This window comes from Gemmatimonadota bacterium, from assembly GCA_016714015.1.
In the GTDB taxonomy this organism is placed as follows: Bacteria; Gemmatimonadota; Gemmatimonadetes; order Gemmatimonadales; family Gemmatimonadaceae; genus Pseudogemmatithrix.
This window is the reverse complement of the sequence record JADJNZ010000001.1, coordinates 750,777-769,822: the sequence shown is the minus strand read 5'-3', so window position 1 is coordinate 769,822 and position 19,046 is coordinate 750,777. Positions and strand designations below refer to the sequence as shown.

The window sequence follows — 19,046 nt, the reverse complement described above, 5'->3', positions numbered from 1 at the left end:
TGCGCCTGACGGAGATTCCACGTAGGCCCCGACTAGTTGCGGGGGGGTCGGAGCGGCATCGTCATGTGCGGCCCCCACGGGCCGCCCCGACTCCCCCCCATCCGGCGGGGAGTCGCGTACCCTCCCATCTCGCCGGAGAAGGGCATGAGTCCGCATCTCGACACGTTCTCCTATGATGATGCGATCGTCCGGAAGTTCCTCTGGGCGACGTTCATCTGGGGTCTCGTGGGGTTCCTCGTCGGCCTGCTGATCGCGCTGCAGCTCGCGAACCCCGCGTTCAATCTCGGCCTGGAGTGGTTCTCGTTCGGCCGGTTGCGCCCCCTGCACACCAATGCGGTGATCTTCGCCTTCGCCGGCAACGCGATCTTCACCGGCATCTACTACTCCACCCAGCGACTGCTCAAGACGCGGATGTTCTCCGACGGCCTGAGCAAGTTCCATTTCTGGGGCTGGCAGGCGATCATCGTCTCCGCCGCGCTGACGCTGCCGTTCGGCTTCACGCAGGCCAAGGAGTACGCGGAGCTCGAGTGGCCGATCGACCTCGCGATCGCGGTGGTCTGGGTGGCCTTCGCGGTGAACTTCTTCGGCACGCTCCGGAAGCGGCGCGAGAAGCACATCTACGTGGCTATCTGGTTCTACATCGCGTCGATCGTCACGGTCGCCGTGCTGCACATCTTCAACAACCTCAGCGTCCCGGCGGGGCCGCTCAAGAGCTATTCGATCTACGCGGGCGTCCAGGACGCCTTCATGCAGTGGTGGTACGGTCACAACGCCGTCGCGTTCTTCCTCACGACGCCGTTCCTCGGCCTGATGTACTACTTCATGCCGAAGGCGGCCGACCGGCCGGTGTTCTCGTACAAGCTCTCGATCCTCCACTTCTGGACGATCGTCTTCCTGTACATCTGGGCGGGGCCGCACCACCTGCACTACACGGCGCTGCCGGACTGGGCGTCGACGCTCGGCATGCTGTTCTCCGTGATGCTGTGGATGCCGAGCTGGGGCGGCATGATCAACGGCCTGCTGACGCTGCGCGGGGCGTGGAACAAGGTCGCCGAGGAGCCGGTGCTGAAGTTCATGGTCGTCGCGATCACCGCGTACGGCATGAGCACCTTCGAGGGGCCGATGCTCTCGGTGAAGTCGGTGAACTCGCTGGCGCACTACACCGACTGGATCATCGCCCACGTGCACACCGGCGCGCTCGGCTGGAACGGCTTCCTGACGTTCGGCATGATCTACTGGCTGGCGCCGCGGCTCTTCCAGGCGCCTCTCCACTCGAAGAAGCTGGCGGAGCTGCATTTCTGGATCGCGACCTTCGGCATCCTGCTCTACGTGGCGGCGATCTACTCGGCCGGCATCACGCAGGGGCTGATGTGGCGCGCGTTCGACGAGACGGGTCGCCTGGCGTACCCCGACTTCGTCGAGACGGTGATGAAGCTCATGCCGATGTACTGGGTCCGCGTGGCGGGCGGCACGATGTACATCATCGGCATGCTGATCTTCGGCTGGAACATCCTCAAGACGTGGGCGGCGCGTCCGGCCACGTACGAGGTGCCGCTGGTGCAGGCCGCGCCGCTGCAGCAGGGGCATGACGCGCACCCGGCCCCGGCCGGCGAGGGGGCCTGGGCCCGCTTCACCGCCGCGCGCTGGCATCGCGGCTGGGAGGGCGCGCCGCTGGTCTTCACGGTGATGGTGGTGCTCGCGGTGGTGGTGGCCTCGCTCGCCGAGATCATCCCGACCTTCCTGGTGCGGTCGAACGTGCCGACGATCGCGAGCGTGAAGCCGTACACGCCGCTCGAGCTCGCGGGACGCGACCTCTACATCCGCGAGGGCTGCTTCAACTGCCACTCGCAGATGGTGCGCCCGTTGCGTCATGAGACGGAGCGGTGGGGCGAGTACAGCAAGCCGGGCGAGTTCGTGTACGACCATCCGTTCCTCTGGGGATCGCGCCGGATCGGGCCGGACCTCGCGCGCGAGGGCGGGAAGAAGACCGACCTCTGGCACGTGCGGCACTTCCAGGATCCGCGCTCGGTGGTGCAGAACTCGATCATGCCGACGTACGGGCACCTGCTCGCGAGGTCGACGGACTTCGAGGGGATCCAGTCGCGCGTGGACGCGATGGCGATGCTGGGTGTGCCGTACGGTGACGCGCTGAACAACGCGCCGGCGATGGCGCGTGAGCAGGCGCAGGCGATCGGAGCGGCGATCGAGGCGGCGGGCGGACCGGTGGGGCTGGCCGACCGCGAGGTCGTCGCGATCATCGCGTACCTGCAACGGCTGGGCAAGGACATCCAGCAGGCGCCGGCGGCGACCGCGTCGGTTCCGGGAACCCCGGCCCCGGGAGGGACGCCATGAAACTCGTCGACGTGATGAGCGCTGCCGGCCTCTCGACCTATGCGATGGTCGCGCTGCTGCTCTTCGTGCTGGCATTCCTCGCGATCGTGGTGAGGACCTTCCTCCCGGGCTCGGCGCCGCAGCAGGCGGCGGACGCCCGGCTCCCCTTCTCCGACGACGACGCCGTGCCCGCGCAGCGGGCCAGGGAGTGACCGTGGCCAAGAACGACGACGATCGCCTGCTCGAGCACGAGTACGACGGTATCCGGGAGTACGACAATCCACTGCCGCGCTGGTGGCTCTGGATCTTCTACGCCACGATCATCTTCGTGCCGTTCTACTACTTCGCGCCGGGGATGCTGGGCGAGAACGGCGGCAACGTCGCCGAGTATACGGCAGACGTGGCGGCGCATCAGGCGGCGCTCCCGCCGCCCACTCCGGTGATCTCGGCCGAGGCGCTCGTCGCCCTCGCGTCCGATCCTGCGGCGTTGGCGAGCGGGAAGGAGGTCTTCGCGAAGAACTGTGTCGCCTGCCATGGTCCGGACGGCGGCGGAGTGATCGGCCCCAACCTGACGGACGCCGCGTGGATCCATGGCGGCACGCCGTCCGCGATCCACAAGGTCGTGGACGACGGGGTCCTCGCGAAGGGCATGCCCAACTGGGGGCGCCTGCTGAAGCCCGACGAGCTGAACAACGTCATCGCGTACGTGATCTCGCTGAAGGGCACGACGCCCGCCAACCCGAAGGCGCCGGAGGGGACGGTGGACACGGTCACCACGACGCCAGCGGCGCCGTCGGGCGCCTGACCGCGGTCACATGACGGCACCCACGGCGGGCCGCGTCCTCGCGACGCTCAACGAGGATGGCTCGCGCCGGTGGATCCGCCCCAGGCCCAGTACGGGCAAGTGGCTGGTCCGCCGGCGCGCGGTGGCCTACGCGCTCATCGCGCTGTTCCTGCTCATCCCGCACCTGCGGGCGAACGGGAAGCCGTGGATGCTGCTCGACCTCCCGCGCCGGGAGTTCACGTTCTTCGGCACCACGTTCCTGCCGACCGACACGCTGCTGCTCATGCTGCTGTTCGTGAGCGTGCTCATCGGTGTCTTCCTGCTCACGGCGCTCTTCGGTCGCGTCTGGTGCGGCTGGGGGTGTCCGCAGACGGTCTGGATGGAGTTCATCTTCCGTCCGCTCGAGCGACTGATCGAGGGCGGCGTGAGCGCGTCCCGCGCGCTGGACCGCGAGGGGCGGCACTTCGCGCCGCGCCGCCTCGTCAAGTACGGGGTCTATGCGATCCTCTCCGCGGTGCTGGGCAACACCTTCCTCGCCTACTTCGTGGGCTCCGACCAGCTCCGGCAGTGGATGGCCGGCTCGCCGTTCGACCACCTCACGGGATTCCTCGTGATGGCGGTGACGACGGTCGCGGTCTTCCTCGACTTCACCTGGTTCCGGGAGCAGACCTGCCTGGTGGCGTGCCCCTACGGGCGCTGGCAGTCGGCCCTGCTCGACCAGCAGTCGGTGATCGTCGCCTACGATCGGAACCGCGGCGAGCCGCGCGGGCACGGCGGTGGCGCGCGCACCGGCCTCGGCGACTGCGTGGAGTGCAAGGCGTGCACCAACACCTGCCCCACGGGGATCGACATCCGCGACGGCCTGCAGATGGAGTGCATCCACTGCACGCAGTGCGCGGACGCCTGCGACGAGATCATGGTGAAGCTCAACAAGGCGCCGGGGCTCATCCGCTACACCTCGCAGGCGTCGCTCGCGGGGAACCCGCCGCGGATCCTGCGCGTGCGCACCGTGCTGTACCCGATCGCGTTCACGCTCTTCTTCGGCGCCTTCGTCTTCGCGCTCCTCACGCGGTCGCCCGCGGACGTCACCTTGCTCGGCGGGCTCGGGTCGCCGTTCACGATCGAGGCGAACGGCGACGTGGTGAACCAGGTGCGGTTGAAGGTCGCGAACCGTACCGCCGAGGACCGCGCGTACACCATCACCTACGTCGATGAGCCCGGTGCGCGGCTCATCGCGCCGGAGAACCCGGTCCGGGTGCAGGCTGGCCACACCCTCACCACGACGGTGTTCGTCGTGCAGTCGCCGACACGGTTCGAGCGCGGCGAACGTCGGGTCCGCTTCCGTCTCACGGATGGCGACACCTTCACGCGAGAGTTCACCTGGCGGCTGCTGGGGCCGGAGGACTGATGGCGGCGAAACGGGGCTGGTACTGGCCGCTGCTGCTCGCGCTCGGGATGAGCGGGATCGTCGGGGTCAACGTCTGGATGCTGGTCGTGGCGAGCGGCGATGCGAACGGCGCGGTGGTGGAGCCCGACTACTACCGCAAGGCGGTCGCGTGGGACAGCACCATGGCGGTGCGCGCGGCGAGCGACCTGCTCAAGTGGCGGGCGGAGGTCTCGCTGACCGGTGCGACCGGCGCGGCAGCGATGCTCGAGATCCAGCTCGCCGACTCCGTCGGCGGGGGCGTCGCGGGGGCGCAGGTGGCCGCGACGCTCATCCACAATGCCGACGCGGCGCGACACGTCGAGGTCGCACTGCGCGACCTCGGCGACGGGCGCTATGTCGGCGAGCCGACGCTCACCCACGGCGGCCTCTGGGAGGTGCGGATCTCCGCCGTGCGCGGCGCGGCGCACTTCGTCCACACCCGGCACACCGACCTCGCCGCCCGTCCGGGCGACTGAGGCCCGTGTGACCGCGCTCGCGCTCTCCGTCTTCGTCGCGGCGCTGCTCGGCAGCGTCCACTGTGCGGGGATGTGCGGCAGCTTCGCCTGCCTCGCCTCGGGCGGCGACGCGTCCTCGGGGCGCTCGGCCCTGCGAAGCACGGTCACGTACAACCTCGGTCGCCTCGTCTCGTATGCGATCCTGGGTGCGGTCGCCGGGGCCGCCGGCGCCGGACTCGATCAGCTCGGTGCCGTGGCCGGGATCACGCGCCCCGCGGCGATCGTCGCGGGGGTGCTGCTCATCATGTGGGGGCTCGCCACGCTGCTGGGCACGTTCGGTGTGCGCCTGCCCGCGGTCGCGGTGCCGCCAGCGCTCGCCTCGCGGATCGCGCGCGGCGTCCGCGCCGTCCAGCAACGCCCGCCTGCCGTGCGCGGACTCGCCATCGGGATGCTGACCGCGGCGCTTCCCTGCGGCTGGCTCTACGCCTTCGTGGCGACCTCCGCGGCCGCGGGGAGTGCGCTCGGTGGCGCCGTCGTCATGGCCGCCTTCTGGATCGGCACCGTGCCGATGATGACGGCGGTCGGACTGGGGGCGCAGCGGCTCCTCGGCCCGGCGCGGAAGCACCTGCCGGCCCTGACGGCCGCCATGCTCGTGGTGCTCGGAGGTCTCACCGTGGCCGGGCGATTCGCCCCCGCGGCCCATGCCGCGGGTGCCGCGGCCGACGCGCGTGGCCTCCACGACCACCGCTGACCTCGCGCTCGGCGCGACCGCGGTGGCCGTGACCTGCGCGCACTGCGGGCTCGCGGCCGCGCCGGGTGAGGCGCGCACGGTCGACGGCGCGACCTACTGCTGCGCCGGCTGCGAGACGGCGGCCTCGATCATCCGGCAGAGCGGGCTCGACGGCTTCTACGCCCTCCCCGATCGGCAGACCGCCCGCGTGGCGGCGAGCGACCGGAGCTTCGCCGAGTTCGACCACGAGGCGTTCCAGGCGGCGCATGTCACGCAGCGCGCCGACGGCACGGCGGAGATCGCGCTCTACCTCGAAGGGGTGCACTGCGCGTCCTGCGTCTGGCTCGTCGAGCGGATGCCGATGGCGGTGGCGGGCGCGATCCAGGCCGAGCTCGACGTGACGCGCGCGCTGGCCCGTCTCACCTGGGATCCGCAACGCACGACGCTCAGCGCGCTCGCGCGCACGCTCGACCAGCTCGGCTACCGGCCGCATCCGTATCGCGGTCGCGGCGCCGACGAGGCCCGTCGCGCGGAGGAGCGCACGATGCTCACGCGCATCGGCGTGGCGGGGGCGATCGCGATGAACGTCATGGCGATCTCGCTGGCGCTCTACAGCGGGATGATGGGCGGGATCGAACCCGAGTTCGAGCGGTACTTCCGCTGGATGAGCCTCGTGCTGGTCATCCCGGCCGTGGCTTGGCCGGGGCGCGTCTTCTTCACAAGCGCCTGGCAGGCCGTGAAGCTCGGCCGACTGCACATGGATGTGCCGATCGCGATCGCGCTCGGCGCGGGCGTGGTGCAAGGCGCGATCAACACCGCACGCGACGCGGGTCCCATCTACTTCGATGCGGTCGCGACACTCATCCTGCTGCTGCTCGTGGGGCGGTTCCTGCAACACCGGGCGCAGCGCACCGCGGCCGACGCCGCCGCGCTCCTCGGCGCGCTCGCGCCGGCGACGGCGCGCGTGGTCGATCCCGGGACCGGCACGGTGAGCGAGATCCCGACCGAGGCCGTGATGCCCGGTATGGACCTCGAGGTGCGCGCCGGGGACACGCTCGCCGCGGACGGCACCGTGCTCCGCGGCGACTCGGCGATGGATCTCGCGCTCCTCACCGGCGAATCGCGGCCGGTCTCCGTCCAGGTGGGCGCGACGGTGTTCGCCGGGACGACGAACCTCTCGGCGACGCTCCTCGTGCGCGTGGATCAGGCGGGGTCGGAGAGCCGGCTCGGCCGCCTGCTCCGCGACGTGGAGCAGGGCGCGCGCGAGCGTGCGCCCGTGGTGCTCTTCGCCGACCGGATGGCGGGATGGTTCATCGCGGGCTCGCTCTCGCTCGCCGCCGCGACGGTCGCGCTCTGGTGGACGCGCGACGTGGGGGCGGGGATCGACCATGCGATCGCGCTCCTCGTGGTCACCTGTCCGTGCGCGCTCGCGATGGCCACGCCGCTCGCGTTCACGGTCGCGATCGGTCGGGCGGCGGCGCGCGGGATCCTCATCAAGGGCGGGCAGGCGCTCGAATCGCTCACCGGACACGGTACGCTGTTCGTCGACAAGACCGGGACGCTGACCGAGGGACGGCTCGCGCTCGAGGATTGGGTCGGCGATGACGCACTCAAGCCGCTGGTGCTCGCGGCGGAGCGGCACTCGCGGCACCCCGTCGCGGCGGCGTTCGCGGCGGCGTGGCCCGACGTGGAGGTGCCCGCGGTGGACGACGTGCGCGAGACGCTGGGGGCCGGCGTCGAGGTCTCGGTGCTGGGCCGGGTCGTGCGCGTGGGGCGTCCGTCCTGGGTACTCGGCCACGCCGACGTCGAGGAGTCGACCCGCACGACGGTGCTCGTCTCGGTGGACGGCACGGTCGCGGGCCGCGCCGCGTTCGGCGACCCACTGCGGGCCGAGGCGCGGAACGCGGTGACGGCGATGCAACGGGCGGGCTGGCGCGTGCGCATCCTCAGCGGGGACGCCGCGCCGGTCGTGGCGCATGTGGCGGTCGCGCTCGGGCTCGATCCGCAGGAGGGCGAGGGTGGCGCCACGCCGGAACGGAAGCGGGAAGCGGTGCTCGCGGCGCGCGCGGCCGGACCCGTGGTGATGGTGGGCGACGGCGTGAACGATGCCGCCGCGATCTCCGCGGCGACGGTGGGGATCGCGGTCCGCGGAGGCGCCGAGGCGTCGATGGCCGCCGCGGATGTCTATCTCGCGACGGGCGGAGTCGCCGCGCTCACCGACCTGCTCGACGGTTCGCGGCGCACGACGCGCATCATCCGCCGCAACATGGCGATCGCGCTCGGCTACAACCTCTTCGCCGTGACCCTGGCGATGCTGGGCTTGCTCGATCCGATCGTCGCGGCGATCCTCATGCCGGTGAGTTCGGTGACCGCGATCCTCGGCGCGTGGCGGAGCCGGACGTTCACCACCCCCTCGCGGAGCGCGGCATGAGCGTCCTGTACCTGTTGATCCCGATCGCGGTCGTGCTCGTGATCGCGTTCGTCTGGGCCTATGCCTGGTCGAGCAAGAGCGGGCAGTTCGACGACCTGACCACGCCGGCTATGCGGATCCTGCACGAGGACCCTGCGCCGCGCGCAGGGCATTCAGGATCACCGCCACATCGATCGCCTCCTGAATGAGTGCGCCGGCCGTGGGCGGGATGTAGCCGAAGGCCGCCACGACCATCGCCGCGCCGGAGAGCGCGAGCCCCCAGACGATGCTCTGCCGCGCGATCATCACCGCGCGCTGACCGATCATCACCGCATCCTCGACGCGAGTGACGTCGTCGGCGAGGAGGACCACGCCGGCCGCCTCGGCGGAGATGCCGCCGCCATGCGCCGCGAGCGCGACGCCGACCGTCGCGGCCGAGAGGGCGGGCGCGTCGTTGGTGCCATCGCCGATCATCAGCACGCGCCGGCCCGAGGCCTCGAGCGCCTTCACCGCCGCGACCTTGTCGTCGGGCATGAGGTCGCCGCGCGCCTCGGTGATGCCGAGCGCTTCAGCGACGGGCTTCACGTTCTCGACATGGTCGCCCGAGAGGAGCACGGTGCGCGTGAGCCCGAGCGCGTCGAGGCGGGCGATGAACGGCTTGAGGTCGGCGCGCATGCGGTCGCCGAACGTGATGACCCCGGTGAGAACGCCGCCCGAAGCCCGGGTGACGGCGACGTAGGCGCGGAGACCGTTGGTGGCGGTGGGGGCGTGCGCGTCGAGCGTCGCCTGCGCGTCGGGGTGCTCGGCGGCGACCAAGGCGCGATTGCCCACGGCGACGCGCAGCCCGTTCACGGTGCCGGTCACGCCGCGGCCCGCATGCTCGACGATCCCGGTGGCAGGCGGGATGTCGAGCGACCGCTCGTTCGCCTCGGCCATGACGGAGCGCGCGAGGAGATGACCGCTGCCCATCTCGATCGCCGCCGCGAAGCGGAGCAGTTCGCCGGCATCGCCGCCGGCGAAGGGCTCCACCGCGATCACCGCCGGGCGCCCGTGCGTGAGCGTGCCGGTCTTGTCGAAGACCGCGGTGTCGACGCGCGCGAGCAGCTCGAGGGCCGCGCCGTTGCGCACGATGATCTGCCGCCGCGCCGCGCGATTGATGCCGCCGATGACGGCGACCGGGGTCGCGAGCAGAAGCGGGCAGGGCGTGGCCACGACGAGCACCGCGAGCACGCGCGAGGCGTCACCGGAGGCGAACCAGGCGATGGCACAGGCGACGAGCGTGATCGGCGTGAACCAGACGGCCCACCGGTCGGCCATCCGCTGGATGGGGGATTTCTCCCCCTGCGCGGACCGGACGAGCTCGACGATCCTGGCGTAGAGCGACTCGCTGGCCTTGGCGGTGGCGCGCACTACGAGCGGCGAGGAGGTGTTGACGACGCCCGAGCGGACATGGGCCCCCGGGCCGACGCGCTCGGGGAGCGGCTCGCCGGTGATGCGTGAGGTGTCGAGCGAGGTGTTCCCCTCGACGACCTCGCCGTCGCAGGGGATCATCTCGCCCGGGCGGATGAGGAGGCGGTCACCGATGACCACCACGTCCGACGCGACGTCGTCAACGCCGTCGGCGGCGTTCGCCCCGCGAAGGCGGTGCGCGATGCGCGGGGCCGCGGCCTCGAGTTCGCGCACCGCGTCGGAGGCGCGGCCCTCGGCGTAGGCGTCGAGGAGCTCCCCGCCGGTCTGCATGAGGACGATCACGAGCCCGGCGAACGGCTCGCGCAGGACGACCGCCGTGACGATGGCGAGCATCGCGACGACGTCGGCGGCGAACTCTCCGCGCAGCATGCCGCGGATGGTCTGGAAGACGACCGGCGCGCCGAGGAGCACGAGCGCGGTCATCAGGAAGGTCGGTGCCCACGGATCGGCCGCGGGCACGAGGTGCATCACGAGGCCGAGGATGACCGCGCCGAGCGTGAGCGCGGGGATGACGGCCTCGGATATGGGGAACGGAAGCGCCCCGAACCCCGACGGGGGCCCGGGGCGCTCGGTCGACGCCGCGGAGGGCGTCGTCACGCTAATGCGACTCGGCGGCGGCCGGGGTCGCTTCGTGGTCCGCGAACTTCTTGTTCGTGAGCATCGTGACCGTCACGACGACGATCGCGACGAAGACGGCGCCGAGGATCAGGCCCTTGAAGGCGGCGGCGGTGTCGCGGCCGGCCATCGGAGTTCCAGCGGTCATGAGCGGGGGGATGGAGGTGGCAGGGGGAAGGATGGAGGCGATGGCGTGTGCGCCGAGGTCAGCTCACGCGGACCGAGACCATGTGGTCCTTGTCCGTCAGCTGGGTCATCACGTCGAGGCCGCTGGTGATCTGTCCGAAGACGGTGTGCACGCCGTTGAGATGGCGGGTGTTGCCCTCGGAGAGGACCATGAAGAACTGCGAGCCGCCGGTATCCTTGCCGGCGTGCGCCATGGAGAGTGCGCCCACCTTGTGCGTCTGGGGATTGCCCTTCGTCTCGCACTTGATCTGCCAGCCCGGGCCGCCGGTGCCCGGCGGGCCCTTCGGCGTCGCACCGATGCGGGCGTTCGGGCAGCCGCCCTGCACGACGAACTCGGGGATCACGCGATGGAAGCGGATCATGTCGTAGAAGTTCGCGTTCGCGAGCTTCTCGAAGTTGGCGACCGTGCCGGGTGCGTCCTGCTCGAAGAGCTCGGCGACGATGGTGCCCTTGTTGGTCTCGAACGTGGCGGTTTTCAAGGGAGAGAAGGCAGAAGGCCGTAGGGAGAGGGCAGCAGGGGACCCGTGAAATCTAGCGGCCGCCCTCGGACCTGCCTACCGGGGGCGGGGGCCCAGGTTCACGATGAACTGGTAGTAGCGGGGCACCTTGCACCCGTTGCGGATGGCGGGCTCGAAGGTCCACTTGCCGATCGCCGCCTTGAGGTTCGTCGCGTAGTAGGCGTGCGGGGTCTCGAGCATGGCGAAGGTCGTCATGTCCGGCTTGCCGAGCGTGTCCACGAGGACCTCCGCACGGATGGCGGTGCCGCGCGTCGCGCGGACGACGGTGCGGGGCACCGGGGTCTTGATCGGTGCCGGATCCATCTTCAGCGGGGAGGGGACGCGCTCGACGTCGAGCCGGGGATCCCGGGCGGCATCCTCGCGCGCGAGGACGCAGGGGTCGGCCGGCGGCGCGAGGAGTTGCGGGGCGGTCGCGACCGGCGGCTTGGGGGCGCAGGCGGCGACGGCCGGACCCGCGAGGAGCAGCAGGGTGATGCCGGCGAGGACGGGACGCGCGCGGAGCTGGGCGGCGAGGGACACGGGACGCGGGTTCAAGGGTTCGCGGAGGGACAGACGTCCACGAGGACGCAGTCGTTGCACTTCGGGCGGCGGGCGTCGCAGGTACGGCGACCGTGCCAGATCATCAGGTGGGAGAGCTGTGCCCAGGTGTCGCGCTCGAACAGCGGCATGAGGGCCCGTTCGATCCGCACCGCATCGGTCGACCTCGTCAGGCCGAATCGCGCGGAGAGTCGCGCGACGTGCGTGTCGACCACGATGCCTTCGTTCTTCTCGAACGCGTTGCCGAGGACGACGTTCGCGGTCTTGCGACCGATGCCGGGGAGGGCCACCAGGGCTTCCATCGTACTCGGTAGCGTGCCGTCGTGTTCCGCGACGAGTTCCCGCGCGAGGCCCTTGATGGACCGGGCCTTGTTGCGGAAGAAGCCGGTGCTCCGGATGACCTCTTCCACGTCCTCGATGGCCGCGGCGTCGAGGGCCCACGGGTCGGGCCAGCGACGGAAGAGCTCCGGGGTCACGAGGTTCACGCGCTTGTCGGTGCACTGGGCCGAGAGCACGGTGGCGACGGCGAGCTCGAACGGGTTCCGGTGGTCGAGCTCGCAATGCGCGTCAGGGTAGGCCGCGGCGAGGCGTCGCTGGATCTCGCGCGCGTGCGCGACGAGCGCGTCGCCCCGCAGCAGGCGGGGGCGTCGGCGTCCGGTGGCCATGCGCGTCAGGCCGACGCGCGCGCCAGGCGGCGCCTCGTCGCGAAGTCGACGACGGCCGCCGCCGAGCGCGTGTTGATCACGTCGGCGGGGGTGAGCCAGGCCTTCCGGGCCATGCCGATGCCGAGGTGGATGTTCTCGAGGCCGTCGACCGAGTGCGCGTCGGGTCCGATCTCGATGCGCGCCCCGTGCGCGCCCGCCGACCTGGCGAGCCGCCAGTCGAGGTCGAGCCGGTGCGGGTCGGCGTTGAGCTCGATGGCGACGCCGAGCTCGCCGGCGCGCTGCATCACGGCGTCCATGTCGATCGCGTAGGGTTCTCGCGTGAGGAGCAGGCGGCCGGTGGGATGGCCGAGGATGGCCATGTGCGGGTCCTCGAGCGCCTTGAGCACGCGCTCGGTCATCTGCGACTCGTTCATGCCGAAGCGCGAGTGCACGCTCGCGATCACGTAGTCGAAACGGTCGAGCACGTCGACCGGATAGTCGATGCGCCCGCACGGCAGGATGTCGGCCTCGACGCCCTTGAGGACGCGGAAGTCGGAGAAGCTCGCGTTGATGGCGTCGATCTCGTCGTGCTGCCGCTGGAGCGACTCGACGGTGAGGCCGCCCGAGTAGAACGCCGACTGCGAGTGGTCGCTCACGCCGAGGTAGGTCCAGCCGCGGGCCCGTGCGGCGGCGGCGAGCTCGGCGATGGTCGCGCCGCCGTCGGAGTACTGCGAGTGGCAGTGCAGCACTCCGGTGATGTCCCCCGCGTCGATGAGCCGCGGGAGCGTGCCGTCGGCGGCGGCCTCCGCCTCGCCGAGGCCCTCGCGGAGCTCCGGCGGGAGCCAGGGCAATCCGACGGCCGCGTACAGCGCCGGCTCATCGGCGAGCTCGACGACGGTGCCGTCCGCGCGGTGCAGGCCATGCGCCGCGAGGGTGAGCCCGCGGCGCGCGGCGCGCGCGCTCACCTCATCGACGTGCGACTCGCTGCCGGTCGCGCGGAACCAGGTCACCACGAACTGGTCGGCGGGGACCGCCTGCAGGACGAGCCGGATGCCGTCGTCATAGCGGATGGCGACCTCGCGCGTCCCGCTCCCGACCGAGTCGCGGACGCCAGGCGCGCGCGCGAGGGCGGCCGCGACGGCCTCGGGCTCGCGCGCGCAGGCCGCGACGATCTCGATCTCGCTCACCGTCTCGCAGTGACGGCGCACGGCCCCGGCGATCTCGGCCCGGACGACCCCCGGCTGCCGGCGCACCACGGCGAGGAGACGTTCCGCCTCGGCGCGCCCATGCGGCAGCAGGATCCGCGCGCCGCTCTCCTTGAGCCAGGCGATGCCGCGAAGCACCTGCTCCGCGGTTCGCGCCCCGAAGCGGGGGAGCTTGGCGAGGCGGCCGTCGCGCGCCGCTTCCTCGAGATCCTGCAGCGTGTCGATGCCCAGTCCTTCGTGGATCCGGCGGATGCGCGACGGGCCGAGGCCCGGCACGCGCATCATCTCGAAGAGCCCTTCCGGCGTGGATTCGCGCAGGCGGTCGAGGAGCGTCGATTCGCCGGTCGCCTTCAGCTCCTCGAGGACCTCGAGGACCTCGGGGGCGAAGCGCCGCTTGTCGCGGCGCAGCAGGTCGGCGATGGGCTGCGCATCGGCCGCGGCGAGTGCGCGCGCCGCGTCGGCGTACGGCGCCGGCACCGTGGGATCCTCGCCCTGCAGCTCGAGCAGCGCGACGATCTCGTGGAGCAGGTGGGCGGCGGAGCGGGAGTCCATGGGGGAAAGCTAAGGCAAGGCTGAAGGTGGAAGGATGAAGCTCGGCCGCACGGCGGGCCTCATCCTGTCACCCTCGGGCCCGTCCCGTCAGCTCCCCTGTTCGATCCCTGCGTGCTTCCCGAGCTCGGCGATCAGCCCGTGCAGCTGCTGCTCCGTGAGGTCGATCTCCTGCGCCGCGCCATCGACATCGAGCAGTCCGGCGCGCATCGAGACGGCCACCTGGTTGAGGTAGCGGATCTTCGCGAGGATCTCCTCGGTGTGCTTGCGGAGCCCGGAGTAGCGGCGCTTCTCGGCGAGGGCGCGCTTGTAGCGCTTCACCATGTCCGGCTCGGTGAGCCGCTTCGCCTGCACGATCACCTCGTCGCGCGTCCGACCCGGGAAGGCGCCGCGATCCGGGATGCCGAGGTCATCCCACCCTTCGTCCGCGAACCAGAGCCGGCCGACATACTCGATGCCGTCCCACACGATGCGCACGGACACCGTGTAGCGGTGCCCGTTGTGTTCGATGACGCCGACGTGCGGCTGGACGATCTCGTCGTGCTGGGACATCTCAGGTTCGGACGAGGGATTCGGTGTCGTACAGGAAGTCGCGCACCGCCGAGAAGAGCGCTGCCGGCTGCTCGACGTAGGGTACGTGGCCGCAGTCGTCCAGCCAGCAGGCGTGCGCCGAGAGTGCCTCGGCGCACGCCTGTGCGGACGCCAGCGGGATGGGGTCCTGCTTCCCATGTACGACCAGCGAGGGGAGGCGAAGGTCACGCAGTGCGGGCGTGAGGTCGAAGTCGCCCAGGGACTCCCAGACCGACTGCTGGACCCGGCCGGTCACGCGGAACGGCGTCAGGTCGCGCGCGCGCGACGGGTCGGCGAAGTACCCGGCGACGCTCAGCTCGAAGGTCCGCTGCTTGTAGGCCGCCGGGTCGGACTCGCGAAGGCCGCTCGCCGCGAGCGCATCGCGTAGCGCTGTGATCGCCGGTCCCGACTGGCGAGCGGCGAACTCCGCCTCGAAACGGTCGCGGAACGCGCGCGAGATGGGGGCGGGGTCGAGCAGCACGAGCCGGACCGGCTCCGGACCGGCTCGACCCGCCTGTGCCTCCGTGGCGTAGAGCATCGCCAGCAGCGCCCCCCACGAGTAGCCGACGAGCGTCAGTGGCCCGGGCGCCAGCTCGGCGATGACCGCCGTGAGATCGTCCACGTGCGTCCGCCAGGTGATCGGCGTGCGATCGTCGGTCTTCGACCGGCCGCCCCCTCGCTGGTCGTAGAAGAGGCAGGCACGCTCCTGCGCGAGGTCGAGCATCTGCGGGAGCAGGTAGTCATGGTGTGCCCCCGGTCCGCCATGCAGCACCACGAGACGGCTGAACGGCGCGCGCGGCGCGTAGCGGCTCCAGTAGAGCGGCACCGCGGTGGTGGTCGTGAACCCTTCGGCGAGTGGCGGCGGGATCGGGGGCACGGAGGTCTCGTGGAGGTGCGTCAGGCGAGGAAGTCGCGCGCGATGCGCGCCGTGTTGCAGTGGACGCGCACGGTGTCGCGGATGTCCCGACCATAGCCGCCGGCGATCGCGATCGCCACCGGCACGCCGATCGATCGCGCGAGCTCGAGCACGAGCGCGTCGCGCTTCATGAGCCCGTCGAAGGTGAGCGCGAGCCGGCCGAGCGCATCCCCCTCGTGCGGATCGGCGCCCGCGAGGTAGAAGACGAGATCCGGTCGCGCGCTCGCGAGGACGCCGGGCAGGGCCGCCGAGAGCCGTTCGAGGTACTCGGTGTCCTGCGTGCCGTCCTCGAGTTCGACGTCGAGCCGTCCGGCGACCTTCCGGAACGGGTAGTTCCGCCGCCCGTGCATGGAGAAGGTGTAGCTCGCGTCGTCCGCCGCGAGGAGCGCGTGCGTGCCGTTCCCCTGATGCACGTCGAGGTCGATGATCGCCACCCGGCCGACGCGCCCGGCCGCGCGCAGCGCCCGCACGGCGATCGCGACGTCGTTGAGCACGCAGAACCCCTCGCCGCGGTCGGCGAACGCATGGTGCGTCCCGCCGGCGAGGTTCATCGCGATGCCGTCGCGGAGCGCGCGATCGGCGGCCTCGAGGGTGCCTCCGCTCGCGCGGAACGACCGCTCCACGAGCCCTTCGCTCCAGGGGAATCCGACCAGCCGCTGCTCCGCGGCCGGCATGGTCCCGCGGACGAGACGGTCGAGATACGCGGCATCGTGCACGCGCCGCACGTCCTCCAGCGGCGCGCGCGCCGGGTCGTGCAGGTGCTCGGCGCGCACGATGCCCTCCGCGAGCACCGCGTCGCGCAGCAACGCGTACTTGGCGATCGGGAAGCGGTGGGCTTCGGGAAGCGCGATCACGTAGTGCGCGCTCGACCAGGCGTGGAGCGGCAGGGGGACTCCGGGTCCGGACGTCAGGGCGGCGCCGACGGGACGCCGAGGCGGTCTCGCGCGTATGTTATCCGGACACCGCGAGGGATACCAGCAGGCATGACCGACGGCGACGCCACCTCGAACCCCGAACTCGTCTCGCGCTTCGCGAGACTGGTCCAGCTCGCGCTCGACCCGTCGGCGGGGGGGCTCGAGCTGCGCGATGCCGCCCGGAGCGTGGTCGAGGCGGCGAAGAGCGGGACCGTGACGTTCGCACTCGTGGAAGGCGGCTTGCTCGCGAACGGGATCCCCGTGGAGTTGCCGGAAGTGGCCGCGCGGTTCGCGGCGTACGGGGTCGAGGAGCTCGGGGTGACGCCGCGTGCGTCGCAAGCGGACCTGCTCGACCTGGCGCGCCTCCTCGCCGCCGCACCGGGGGACGGCGATCCCGTCGCCCGCTTCGCGTCGCGCGCCGCGGTGCTCGACGCGAAGGCGCTGCCGCGGCGGCTGCGGGCGCGACGGTACACCCAGGAGCGGCCGGCGCTCAGCGAGGCGGCGGCCGCGCCGGCCCCACTGGTCTCCAACGCGGATCCGACCGCGCCGATCGCCGAGACCCCGTCCGCCCGGCGGACTCCGCGCGCGCTGCCGCAACCGAGCGAGGCGGACGCGGGTCCGCCGGTCCCTCGCGACGCGCCCGTGCGCCTCATGCGCGCGCTCGCGATCCCCGAGGCGACCGACGAGGCGTTGCTCGCGGCCATCACGATCCTCGAGCACGCCGACGAGCCCAAGCGACGCGCGCTCGGCCTCGAGCAGATGGTCACCTACTGTGATCTCGCGTTCCGGCAGGGTCGGCACGAGGCGCTCATCCTCGGGATCGCCGCGTTGCTCGCGATCGAGTTCGCGCAGATCGAGGCCGACCCATCGGACGAGCGACGTCAGGCCTTCAATCACGCCGTGCGCCGCCTCGCGCGACCGGTGCTCCTCCGACAGCTCGCCGTGCTCCGTCACGCGCGGGCCGACGACCTCGAGGCGGTGGAGCGCCTCCAGCTCGCGTTGTACCGGTTCGGCATCGACGGCGCCGAGGCCGTGCTCGATGCGTGCACCACCGCCCCGGACGCGGCGGCGCTGGGGCATTGCCTTGAGTGCCTGCGCGGGTTGCCGCGCGCTCACGAGGCGCTCCGGACGCAGGTCGGCGATCCGAACGAGATCATCGTGCGCCAGGCGATCGCCATCCTCGGCGCCCTGCGCGACACTCCGAGCGAGCTCGCCCTCGACGACCTGCTCGAGCATCCCGACGCGCGCGCGCGGCGCGACGTGGTCGCTGCGCTCTCGCGGTTCGATGGCGACGGCGCCTTCGAGTCCGTCGCCTTCGCGCTCGCGGACGAGTCGCCGCTGGTGCGCCTGCGGGCGGTGACCGGACTCGCGTCGCGGAAGGACCCGCGCCTGCTCGGACTGCTCGAACCGCTGCTCAAGACCGAGCGGGATCGCGAGGTCCTCTACGCCACCGTGGCGGCCCTCGGGACGCTCGGAACGCCCGAGGCGGTGCACGTGCTGATCGCCATCGCGCAGGGGCAGGCGGCCAACCCCCAGCGCGATGCCTCGGGCCTGCGCATCCAAGCGTGCATCGCGCTCGTCGCCATCCGGACCCCGCAGGCGATGGCCGCCGTGCAGGTGCTGCGCGACGATCGCGATCGCGAGGTGCGACAGGCCTCCATGCGGCTGGTCGCCCATGCCAAGCGGCGACCGACCACTCAGGTCAACGCCGTCATCGCGCCGTGAAGTCCGTCGCCGCGCTCACCGCGCGGCACGCCCCGGCGATCAGCGTCGCCGCATGGTCGAGGTCCACGAGGCTCACCATCTCGTTGGGCGAGTGCATGTAGCGATTGGGCACCGAGAGCAGTGCCGTCGCCACGCCGTGGCGCGCGAGGTGGATCGCGTCGGCATCGGTGCTCGTCTCGCGACCGGCCGCGTGCAGCGTGTACGGTACGCGCAGCAGCTCCGCGGCATCCCGCACGATCCGGAAGGCCACGGGCGAGACCACCGAGCCGCGGGTGAGCACCGGGCCGCTCCCGAGCTTCGAGTCGCCCAGTTCCTTCTTCTCGATCCCGGGATGGTCCGTCGCGAACGTGACGTCGACCACGATCGCCATCGCCGGATCGACCCGCTCGCCCGCGACCCGCGCGCCGCCGCCGTGATAACCGATCTCCTCCTGCGTCGTCGCCACCGCGACCACGCGCGCCTCCCCCGGCTCCGCGGCGTAGCGGCGCAACGCCTCGAGCACGACGAAGGCGCCGATCCGGTCGTCGATCGATCGCGAGACGATCCGGTCGTTCGGGAAGTCGAGCGTGCGCGAGTCGATCACGCCGGCATCACCGATGGAGAGCACCGCCTCGGCCTGCGCCCGCGTCGTCGCGCCGATGTCGACCCAGAGGTCGGTCATCTTCGAGGCCTTCTCGCGGTCCTCCGGCTTCATGAGATGGATCGGCTTCTTTCCCACCGCGCCCAGCACGTGCCCGTCGCGCCCGATGAACCGGATGCGCTGGGCGACGAGCACCTGCGGATCCCACCCGCCGATCGGCGCGATGTAGACGTAGCCATCGTCGTCGATGTACGTCACGATCACGCCGATCTCGTCGATGTGGCCGGCGAGCATGATCGTCGGCGACCCGGAGGGGTTCACGACCGCCATCGAGTTGCCGTGCACGTCGGCATGCACCTCGGCGGCGAAGGTGCCGGCCTCGTCCCGCCAGACCTTGGCGGCGGCGGCCTCGTATCCCGAGGGGCCAGGCGTATCGAGCAACGTCTTGAGGAAGGTGACGGCGGACGGCTTGAGCATCGGC

Annotated in this window: 19 protein-coding genes; 9 read left to right on the top strand and 10 right to left on the bottom strand. The window is 71.5% G+C overall.

Going from position 1 to position 19,046, the window contains the following annotated elements:
• The first annotated feature begins 63 nt into the window (after positions 1-63).
• Genes ccoN through ccoS form a run of 8 tightly spaced genes read left to right on the top strand, consistent with a single transcriptional unit; the run spans position 64 to position 8,345 of the window.
• Positions 64-2,352, top strand: a complete 2,289-nt coding sequence (ccoN, locus tag IPJ78_03285; GenBank protein ID MBK7905565.1) for a cytochrome-c oxidase, cbb3-type subunit I — start codon at positions 64-66, stop codon at positions 2,350-2,352.
• A complete protein-coding gene (locus tag IPJ78_03280) occupies positions 2,349-2,543 on the top strand; it encodes a CcoQ/FixQ family Cbb3-type cytochrome c oxidase assembly chaperone (protein ID MBK7905564.1) in 195 nt (64 codons plus the stop codon). Before ccoN ends, IPJ78_03280 begins: the two co-directional genes overlap by 4 nt.
• 26 nt (positions 2,544-2,569) lie before the next feature.
• Positions 2,570-3,136: a c-type cytochrome gene (locus tag IPJ78_03275; protein ID MBK7905563.1), complete on the top strand. Its 567-nt coding sequence runs from the start codon at positions 2,570-2,572 to the stop codon at positions 3,134-3,136.
• A gap of 10 nt (positions 3,137-3,146) precedes the next feature.
• Complete coding sequence (gene ccoG / locus IPJ78_03270) at positions 3,147-4,523, top strand: cytochrome c oxidase accessory protein CcoG (GenBank protein MBK7905562.1); 1,377 nt, start codon at positions 3,147-3,149, stop codon at positions 4,521-4,523.
• On the top strand, positions 4,523-5,017 hold the full coding sequence (locus IPJ78_03265) for a FixH family protein (GenBank protein MBK7905561.1): 495 nt from the start codon (positions 4,523-4,525) through the stop codon (positions 5,015-5,017). Before ccoG ends, IPJ78_03265 begins: the two co-directional genes overlap by 1 nt.
• Positions 5,018-5,024: 7 nt before the next feature.
• Positions 5,025-5,747, top strand: coding sequence for a sulfite exporter TauE/SafE family protein (locus IPJ78_03260; GenBank protein ID MBK7905560.1), 723 nt, complete (start codon positions 5,025-5,027; stop codon positions 5,745-5,747).
• Positions 5,725-8,157: a cadmium-translocating P-type ATPase gene (gene cadA / locus IPJ78_03255; protein MBK7905559.1), complete on the top strand. Its 2,433-nt coding sequence runs from the start codon at positions 5,725-5,727 to the stop codon at positions 8,155-8,157. Before IPJ78_03260 ends, cadA begins: the two co-directional genes overlap by 23 nt.
• Positions 8,154-8,345: a cbb3-type cytochrome oxidase assembly protein CcoS gene (gene ccoS, locus IPJ78_03250; protein ID MBK7905558.1), complete on the top strand. Its 192-nt coding sequence runs from the start codon at positions 8,154-8,156 to the stop codon at positions 8,343-8,345. Before cadA ends, ccoS begins: the two co-directional genes overlap by 4 nt.
• Here ccoS and IPJ78_03245 read toward each other — a convergent pair.
• The 9 genes from IPJ78_03245 to IPJ78_03205 all read right to left on the bottom strand — a co-directional run bounded on the left by IPJ78_03245 (position 8,266) and on the right by IPJ78_03205 (position 17,340).
• Entirely contained in the window at positions 8,266-10,203 is a 1,938-nt protein-coding gene (locus IPJ78_03245) for a heavy metal translocating P-type ATPase (protein ID MBK7905557.1), read from the bottom strand. The two genes, ccoS and IPJ78_03245, sit on opposite strands and share 80 nt — an antisense overlap.
• A gap of 1 nt (position 10,204) precedes the next feature.
• On the bottom strand, positions 10,205-10,369 hold the full coding sequence (locus IPJ78_03240; GenBank protein ID MBK7905556.1) for a hypothetical protein: 165 nt from the start codon (positions 10,367-10,369) through the stop codon (positions 10,205-10,207).
• 58 nt (positions 10,370-10,427) lie between these two features.
• Positions 10,428-10,886, bottom strand: coding sequence for a peptidylprolyl isomerase (locus tag IPJ78_03235; GenBank protein ID MBK7905555.1), 459 nt, complete (start codon positions 10,884-10,886; stop codon positions 10,428-10,430).
• A gap of 75 nt (positions 10,887-10,961) precedes the next feature.
• The gene (locus tag IPJ78_03230) at positions 10,962-11,444 is read right to left on the bottom strand and encodes a hypothetical protein (protein MBK7905554.1); all 483 of its coding nucleotides are present in this window, start codon (positions 11,442-11,444) and stop codon (positions 10,962-10,964) included.
• An 11-nt stretch (positions 11,445-11,455) separates the two neighbouring features.
• On the bottom strand, positions 11,456-12,127 hold the full coding sequence (nth, locus tag IPJ78_03225) for an endonuclease III (protein MBK7905553.1): 672 nt from the start codon (positions 12,125-12,127) through the stop codon (positions 11,456-11,458).
• 5 nt (positions 12,128-12,132) lie between these two features.
• Positions 12,133-13,863 (bottom strand): hypothetical protein, encoded by a 1,731-nt coding sequence (locus IPJ78_03220; GenBank protein MBK7905552.1) that lies wholly within the window; start codon positions 13,861-13,863, stop codon positions 12,133-12,135.
• A gap of 87 nt (positions 13,864-13,950) precedes the next feature.
• A complete protein-coding gene (locus IPJ78_03215; GenBank protein ID MBK7905551.1) occupies positions 13,951-14,412 on the bottom strand; it encodes a hypothetical protein in 462 nt (153 codons plus the stop codon).
• Position 14,413: 1 nt separating this feature from the next.
• Positions 14,414-15,307, bottom strand: a complete 894-nt coding sequence (locus IPJ78_03210) for an alpha/beta fold hydrolase (protein MBK7905550.1) — start codon at positions 15,305-15,307, stop codon at positions 14,414-14,416.
• A gap of 20 nt (positions 15,308-15,327) precedes the next feature.
• Positions 15,328-17,340, bottom strand: coding sequence for a histone deacetylase (locus tag IPJ78_03205; GenBank protein MBK7905549.1), 2,013 nt, complete (start codon positions 17,338-17,340; stop codon positions 15,328-15,330).
• 21 nt (positions 17,341-17,361) lie between these two features.
• Between IPJ78_03205 and IPJ78_03200 the strand changes: the two genes are divergently transcribed.
• Positions 17,362-17,985 (top strand): HEAT repeat domain-containing protein, encoded by a 624-nt coding sequence (locus IPJ78_03200; protein ID MBK7905548.1) that lies wholly within the window; start codon positions 17,362-17,364, stop codon positions 17,983-17,985.
• On the opposite strand, the gene IPJ78_03195 is transcribed toward IPJ78_03200, so the two are convergent.
• Positions 17,972-19,042, bottom strand: coding sequence for a M42 family metallopeptidase (locus tag IPJ78_03195; GenBank protein ID MBK7905547.1), 1,071 nt, complete (start codon positions 19,040-19,042; stop codon positions 17,972-17,974). The genes IPJ78_03200 and IPJ78_03195 overlap by 14 nt on opposite strands.
• Positions 19,043-19,046: the final 4 nt, after the last annotated feature.

Coding starts and splice junctions, on each gene's coding strand:
- ccoN (MBK7905565.1), top strand. CDS start 64: ATGTGCGGCCCCCACGGGCCGCCCCGACTCCCCCCCATCCGGCGGGGA.
- IPJ78_03280 (MBK7905564.1), top strand. CDS start 2,349: ATGAAACTCGTCGACGTGATGAGCGCTGCCGGCCTCTCGACCTATGCG.
- ccoG (MBK7905562.1), top strand. CDS start 3,147: ATGACGGCACCCACGGCGGGCCGCGTCCTCGCGACGCTCAACGAGGAT.
- IPJ78_03265 (MBK7905561.1), top strand. CDS start 4,523: ATGGCGGCGAAACGGGGCTGGTACTGGCCGCTGCTGCTCGCGCTCGGG.
- ccoS (MBK7905558.1), top strand. CDS start 8,154: ATGAGCGTCCTGTACCTGTTGATCCCGATCGCGGTCGTGCTCGTGATC.
- IPJ78_03240 (MBK7905556.1), bottom strand. CDS start 10,369: ATGACCGCTGGAACTCCGATGGCCGGCCGCGACACCGCCGCCGCCTTC.
- nth (MBK7905553.1), bottom strand. CDS start 12,127: ATGGCCACCGGACGCCGACGCCCCCGCCTGCTGCGGGGCGACGCGCTC.
- IPJ78_03220 (MBK7905552.1), bottom strand. CDS start 13,863: ATGGACTCCCGCTCCGCCGCCCACCTGCTCCACGAGATCGTCGCGCTG.
- IPJ78_03215 (MBK7905551.1), bottom strand. CDS start 14,412: ATGTCCCAGCACGACGAGATCGTCCAGCCGCACGTCGGCGTCATCGAA.
- IPJ78_03205 (MBK7905549.1), bottom strand. CDS start 17,340: ATGCCCCAGCGCCGCCGCGTCCGGGGCGGTGGTGCACGCATCGAGCAC.
- IPJ78_03195 (MBK7905547.1), bottom strand. CDS start 19,042: ATGCTCAAGCCGTCCGCCGTCACCTTCCTCAAGACGTTGCTCGATACG.